Annotated in this window: 3 protein-coding genes; all 3 read right to left on the bottom strand. The window is 66.3% G+C overall.

Annotated elements, in window-relative coordinates; all coding sequences use genetic code 11:
- Positions 1 to 359 precede the first annotated feature (359 nt).
- On the bottom strand, positions 360 to 1,604 hold the full coding sequence (locus tag DMH03_RS16700) for a low temperature requirement protein A (protein ID WP_125792841.1): 1,245 nt from the start codon (positions 1,602 to 1,604) through the stop codon (positions 360 to 362).
- 454 nt (positions 1,605 to 2,058) lie between these two features.
- Positions 2,059 to 3,531 carry an MFS transporter gene (locus DMH03_RS16695; RefSeq protein WP_125792840.1) on the bottom strand — a complete coding sequence of 491 codons (1,473 nt, stop codon included), beginning with the start codon at positions 3,529 to 3,531 and terminating at the stop codon, positions 2,059 to 2,061.
- Positions 3,531 to 7,115 carry a DNA polymerase III subunit alpha gene (gene dnaE, locus DMH03_RS16690; protein WP_125792839.1) on the bottom strand — a complete coding sequence of 1,195 codons (3,585 nt, stop codon included), beginning with the start codon at positions 7,113 to 7,115 and terminating at the stop codon, positions 3,531 to 3,533. Before dnaE ends, DMH03_RS16695 begins: the two co-directional genes overlap by 1 nt.
- Between the last annotated feature and the right edge of the window lie 91 nt (positions 7,116 to 7,206).

Here is a 7,206-nt window from a genome sequence, read left to right as displayed (position 1 = left end):
TCCAACAATGTCTTCGAATTCAATCGAGGCAAATTTTCTTGCTCTCAAAGGAACCTCAAACGAGGTTCAAATACATAAGCTCTACTGGCTTAGTTCACTAGCACACTGTTGAGTTCTCAAGCAACACACCCCGAATCGCACCACTCACGCGGCCTTATCCGAAGCAGTTATTTCTTGGCTTTTGTTCGGAGCACACCCTAACACCTGCTCGAAACTGCCGTTTCAGCGGGGGTAGAGTTACCTCTCCGGTTCGGGACCACCCACTCTACCACCATCCGGTGGGAGCTTGGTTCGTGTTCCCGGCGGCCGCTCGGTTTCCCTGGCGACGAAGAGAACATTACACGGCCCGAAACCGCCGTTTACAGGGGGGTCCCCTTTTTCGCGCCGCGGCTCTGACCTGCGTCGATCGGGCCTTCCCCCGGAACCGGCTCTCCGTGGGTGGCGACCACCGTCAGCACGACGAGGGCGGCGGCGAGCGCGGCGGTGATGTGGATGGGCGCGGGCGTGAACGAAGCGGCGAGCACGAGCACCGCGGTCACCGGGAACCCGATCGCGATCGGACGGCATTCGTTGGTCGGGCCGATGTGCATCAGCCAGACGCTGAGCAGGTAGATCGCGACGGGCACGGTCGTGGCCATGGCGGCGGGCAGCGAGGCGACGTGTCCGGTGTGGGTGTCGTAGTCGACGGCGACTTCGAGGCCGGCGCCGAGCGCGGCCGCCGAAGCGAAGATCAGGTAGTGCCCATAACCCCAGCTCGCGACGGTGAACAGGCTCTTCGCCTTCTCGAGCCGGACGTGGCCCGGCTGGTCGAAGTACAGCCACCAGAGGGAGAAGAGCAGCACGAGCCCCGCGGCGGCGAGCGAGATCAGGCTGCCGGTGTGCTCGCCTTTGTCCAGCCCCTCCTTGACCGCGGTGGTCGCGCCGAGGATGGATTCACCCAGCACGATGATCGTGAACAGGCCGTAGCGCTCGGCGATGTGGTGCGGATGCCAGCCCGTCCAGCGCTTGCGTTCGGCGATCATCGGGACCGCGAGCTCGGCCACCAGGAGCACGAAGAACGACGGCAGCGCCAGCGACTCCGGCAGGCCGAGGCGGACGATCCACAGGATCTGGACGATCGTGATGCCGATGGCGTACCGCATCGCGGCCGGTCGGCAGTGCGGATCGGTCCGCGCGGCGCGCAGCCATTGCACGACCATCGCCAGCCGCATCAGGACGTAACCGGCCACCATGATCGTGAAGTCGCCCTTGAAGGCCGACGAGACACCGGCGGCGACGGTCAGCCCGCCGGCGATCTGCACCAGCGTCACCAGCCGGTACGGGACGTCGTCGGTGTCGAACGAGGACGCGAACCAGCTGAAGTTCAGCCAGCCCCACCAGATCGCGAAGAACACCATCCCGAAGCTGAGCACCCCGTGCCCGATGTGGTTTTCGGCGATCGCGTGGTGCAGACCGGCGGCCGCCTGCGCGACGGCGACCACGAAACACAGGTCGAACAACAGCTCCAGCGGGGTCGCGACCCGGTGCCCTTCACCGGAATCGCGCATCGTCATCGGCCGGTACCAGACCCGCAGCCGACTCCGCCGTACAGAACTCTCCGCCATCACCGCTCCTCCACGCTCGATCTGCGGAAGATCTTCGCAGCCGGGAGCGGTTCACACACTCGGAAGAACGCGCGGCGAGTGGGCCCGGGCCGGGTGCACCTCCCCAGGCGACCCCGCGCGGACCCACCCGCGCGAATGCCTCACCGGGACTCGGCTCGTCAGTGGTGGTGAGCCGGCTGCCGCCGAACGGTCCCCCGCGGACGCCGACGGCCGTCCACCGGCTCGTGACCGTGGGTGTCCATTCCTGAAAACTCCGGACTCACCACGATCGCTTCGCCGATCGATCCATCCCCGATCGATCGACAGAAATACCACTGTCGGTAGCCAAGACACAGCAGTGAAGGCTCCGTTAGGTCTACCCGGTTGCTCTGAGTAGCACCAGAGGATGACGGCGTCAGTCACTCGGATGGAGCATCGGTCTTGCCGAACGTAGTCATCGGCACGCACGGATGACTCAGCCGCGTTGGCTGTCGGCCGCAGCCCGCTCGGCTTCCTCCCGCTCGGTGAGCAAACGCCGCTTCCGGCGGGCACGAAGTTCGATCACGGCGAGTAAAAGCGCCGAACTCGTCAGGACGGCGGCGCACAGCATCGCCGCGGTCAGCGCCGACGGGTAGCCGCCGTTCGCGCCCAATACCGCGTGGAAGACCGAGGCCAGCACGACGGTGCCGATCGCGGTGCCGATCCGCTGTCCGGTCTGCAACGCTCCCCCGGCCACCCCCGCCATCGACGTCGGGACGCATTCCAGGGTCAGCGTGGTGTTGGGCGAGATGACCATGCCACCACCGACGCCCGCGACGAGCAACGGCAGCGCGAACCACCAGCCCGCCGCGGCACCGGGATCCTGCCCGGCGAGGACGGCGACCGTGACCATCCCGGCGATCACCATGACCAGCCCGGTGACGGTGAGCTTGCGGCCCCATTTCGCCACCAGCCGTCCCGCGACCGCCGCCGACACGGCCGAACCGAGGGCGAAAGAGGTGACAGCGAGCCCGGATTGCAGTGGCGTGTAGCCGAGGCCCTGCTGGAAGAAGATGGCGAAGACCAGCCACATCCCGGTGAACCCGCTGAAGTACAGCGCACCGACGGCGGCACCGGTGGCGTAGCCCGGGGTGCCGGTGAACAGCCGGGTGTCGAGCAGCGGCGGACGGCCGCGCCGCACCATCGAGCGTTCCCAGCGCACGAACGCGAAACCGAAGACCACCGCGACCACGAACAGCCACCACAGGCTGCTGAGCCCGCCCTGTTCGGATTCGATCAGCGGGAGCAGGACACCGAGGACGGCGACACCCAGCAGCATGACGCCGACGAAGTCGATCTCGCCCCGCAGGCTTCTCGCCGGTGTCTCCGGTTTCGGGAGCCATCTCAAAGCGAGGACGAACGCCAGGATCCCGATGGGCACGTTCACGTAGAAGACCCAGCGCCAGCCTTCCGGATCGCCGAAGACCGCGAGGATCACGCCGCCGAGCACGGGGCCGACGGCGGTCGAGATCCCGACGGTGGCGCCGAACATGCCGAACGCGCGGCCTCGTTCCGCGCCGCGGAACAGATCCTGGATCATCCCGCTGTTCTGCGGCGTCATCATGCCCGAGGCGAAACCCTGCAGCAGCCGCGCGATGATCAGCGTCGTCTCGTTCGGCGCCGCACCGGCGAACGCGCTGGTCAGCACGAAGGCGGCGAGCGCGAACAGGAACATACGGCGGCGGCCGAGCGCGTCGCCGAGCCTGCCGCCGGACACCAGCACCAGCCCGAAGGCCAGCGCGTAGCCCGACACGACCCACTGGATCCCGCCGCTCGACGCGCCGAGATCCTGCTGGATCGACGGCAGCGCCGTGTTGACGATGCTGACGTCGAGCAGGCCCATGAACCCGGCGGCAAGGGAGACGGCGAGCGCCTTCCAGCGCCGGGGATCGGGTTCGTAGGTGCTCATCAGGTGCTGGCGGCGATCCCGGGGATCCCCTTGAGCTCACCGATCAGCATCGAGGTCACCTTGACCGGATAGTCGTAGAGCGCGAACACGGTCTGGTTCTTGCCGACCAGCTTCAGGTGCACCGGGGTCTCGCCCTTGTGCGCCAGCAACGTCTGCTTCAGTTCGCTGACCACCGACTGGTCGATCTTCTCCGCCGCGGCCAGGAGGACGAGAGGCAGGTCGTCGTCGCCGTTGCCGACCTCGGACAGGTCGAGCGGCACGAGCCCGCCGCCGAAGATGGACATCTTGTCCTCGCGCCAGTTCACCCTGCCCTTGACCAGCACCGCGTTGTCCTCGATGAGATCGGCGGAGAACATCGCGTAGGACTTCGGGAAGTACAGGACCTCGAGCGAGGCGTCCATGTCCTCGATGGTGCAGATCGCCCAGGGCTCGCCCTTCTTGTTGACCCGGCGTTCCAGCGAGGTGATCAGCCCGGAGACGATCAGCTCACCTTCCTTCGGCGGATCGGCGAGGATCGCGGCGATCGGCCGCGGCGCGTGTTTGCGCAGGATGCGTTCGGCGCCGTCCAGCGGATGCGCCGAGACGTAGAGGCCGAGCATCTCCCGTTCGTAGGCCAGGAGCTGCTTGCGCGGATACTCCTCTTCCCCGAACTTCAGATGCGCGAGCGGCGACGAGGACACGGCGTCCCCGCTGTCGTCGTCCCCGCCGAAACCGAAGAGGTCGAACTGCCCCATCGCCTCCTGGCGTTTGAGCGGGACCACGGCTTCGACCGCGTCTTCGTGCACCTGGATCATCGAGAGCCGCGTGTTGCCCAGCGAGTCGAATCCGCCGGCCTTGATCAGCGATTCGATGACGCGCTTGTTGCAGGCCACCAGTTCGGACTTGTCGAGGAAGTCGGTGAAGGAGGAGTACTTCCCCTTCTCCTCGCGGGTCTTGATGATCGACTCGACGACGTTCGCGCCGACGTTGCGGACGGCACCCATACCGAAGCGGATGTCGTCCCCGACGGCCGCGAACCTCAGCGCCGACTCGTTGACGTCCGGCGGGAGCACCTTGATCCCGAGGCGGCGGCACTCCGAGAGGTAGACCGCGGACTTGTCCTTGTTGTCACCCACCGAGGTGAGCAGCGCGGCCATGTACTCCGGCGTGAAGTTCGCCTTGAGGTACGCGGTCCAGTACGAGATCAGGCCGTATGCGGCCGCGTGGCTCTTGTTGAACGCGTAGCCGGCGAAGGGGAGGATCGTGTCCCAGAGCGCTTTGATCGCCTCGGAGGAGAAGCCTCCAGGGAGAAGTTCGCTCGACTTCATCCCCTCTTCGAAGCCGACGAACTCCTTCTCGAGGACTTCCTGCTTCTTCTTACCCATCGCGCGGCGGAGCACGTCCGCGCGGCCCATCGAGTACCCGGCCACTTTCTGGCCGATGTGCATGATCTGCTCCTGATAGACGATCAGGCCGTAGGTGTCGGCCAGGATCTCCTTCAGGGGCTCTTCGAGCTCGGGGTGGATCGGTTTGACCTTTTGCCGCGCGTTCTTGCGGTCGGCGTAGTCGTTGTGCGCGTTCATGCCCATCGGGCCGGGGCGGTACAGCGCGCCCACCGCCACGATGTCGTCGAACACCGTCGGCTGCATCCGGCGCAGCAGGTCACGCATGGGCCCGCCGTCCAGCTGGAACACGCCGAGCGTGTCACCGCGGGAGAGCAGCTTGTACGTCTCCGGGTCTTCGACGCCGAGGGTGTCGAGGTCGATGTCGATCCCGCGGTTGGTCTTGATGTTGTCGATCGCGTCACCGATGACGGTGAGGTTCCGCAGGCCGAGGAAGTCCATCTTCAACAGGCCGATGTTCTCGCACGACGGGTAATCCCAGCCGGTGATGATCGAACCGTCGTCGCGCTGCCACAGCGGGATGGCGTCGGTCAGCGGGTCGCAGGACATGATGACCGCGCAGGCGTGGACGCCGGCGTTGCGGATCAGGCCTTCGAGACCACGGGCGGTCTCGAAGATCGTCTTGCACTCTTCGTCGGTCTCGACGAGCGCGCGGACTTCGGCCGCTTCGCCGTAGCGCTCGTGCTTCGAGTCGACGATGCCCGAGAGCGGGATGTCCTTCGCCATGATCGGCGGCGGCAGCGCCTTCGAGATCCGGTCCGCGATCGCGTAGCCCGGCTGGCCGAAGTGGACCCGGGCGGAGTCCTTGATGGCCGCCTTGGTCTTAATGGTGCCGAAGGTGATGACCTGCGCGACCTTGTCCACGCCGTACTTTTCGGTGGCGTAGCGGATCATCTCGCCGCGGCGACGGTCGTCGAAGTCGATGTCGATATCGGGCATCGAGACGCGCTCGGGGTTCAGGAACCGCTCGAACAGCAGCTTCTGCGGGATCGGGTCCAGGTTGGTGATACCGAGGACGTACGCGACCAGCGAGCCGGCGGCGGAACCACGGCCGGGACCGACGCGGATGCCGACCTTACGGGCGTAGTTGATGAGGTCGGCGACGATCAGGAAGTAGGCGGGGAAGCCCTTCCCGATGATGACGTCGAGCTCGATCTCGATGCGCTCGTTGTAGTACGGGTCCGGGACGCCGTCCGGGTACCGCCACTTGAGGCCGCGCGCGACCTCTTCCCGGAGCCAGGTGCCCTGGTCGTAGCCCTCGGGGACCTCGAAGAACGGCAGCCGGTCCTTGTGCGTGTACACGTCCTTGTAGGACTCGACGCGCTCGGCGATCAGCAGCGTCGAGTCGGCGGCGCCGGGGACCTCCTTGTCCCAGTACTCCCGCATGTCGGCGGCCGACTTCAGGTAGTAGCCGTCGCCGTCGAACTTGAACCGGTTCGGGTCGTTCAGCGTCTTGCCCGCCTGCACGCACAGCAACGCGGAGTGGGTGTCGGCCTGGTCCTTGGTGACGTAGTGCGAGTCGTTGGTGGCCAGCGGCTTGAGGTCGAGCAGCTTGCCGACCTCGAGCAGGCCTTCACGGACCGACCGCTCGATCGGCAGCCCGTGGTCCATCAGCTCGAGGAAGAAGTTGTCGGCGCCGAAGATGTCCTTGTAGTCCGACGCGGCCTGGATCGCCTCGGTGCGCTGCCCCAGGCGCAGCCGCGTCTGCACCTCGCCCGAGGGACAGCCGGTGGTCGCGATGATGCCTTCGTGGTTCTCCGCGATCAGCTCGCGGTCCATCCGGGGCTTGCGGTAGTAACCCTGCATGCTCGCGAGCGAGGAGAGCTTGAACAGGTTGCGCAGGCCGGTGGAGTTCTCGGCGAGCATCGTCATGTGCGTGTACGCGCCGGCGCCGGAGACGTCGCCGCCTTCACCGAGCTCGTCGGCGCCACGCTGGTTCGACTGTCCCCAGAAGACCGGCTTCTTGTGGAAGCGGCTCTCCGGCGCGACGTAGGCCTCGATGCCGATGATCGGCTTGAGGTCGTGTTTGACCGCCTGCTGGTAGAACTCGTCCGCGCCGTACATGTTGCCGTGGTCGGTCATGCCGACCGCGGGCATGCCCAGGCGCGCCGCCTCCTTGAACAAGGGGGCGATCTTCGCCGCACCGTCGAGCATCGAGTACTCGGTGTGCACATGCAGGTGGACGAAGGAATCGTTCGACACCAGCGAAAACCTCCCCTAGGCAGACGGATCCCTGGCTGCTTGACGCGGGCCGGTCCTCCCACCTTATGCGCCGAGGTTCGACGGCGCCCGA

It is taken from the genome of Amycolatopsis sp. WAC 01376 (assembly GCF_003947415.1).
In the GTDB taxonomy this organism is placed as follows: domain Bacteria; phylum Actinomycetota; class Actinomycetes; order Mycobacteriales; family Pseudonocardiaceae; genus Amycolatopsis.
This window is presented reverse-complemented; position numbering and strand designations above follow the sequence as displayed.

Bases quoted from the DNA above. Each gene is read 5' to 3' on its own strand.
- DMH03_RS16700 (WP_125792841.1), bottom strand. From the start codon at position 1,604: ATGGCGGAGAGTTCTGTACGGCGGAGTCGGCTGCGGGTCTGGTACCGG.
- DMH03_RS16695 (WP_125792840.1), bottom strand. From the start codon at position 3,531: ATGAGCACCTACGAACCCGATCCCCGGCGCTGGAAGGCGCTCGCCGTC.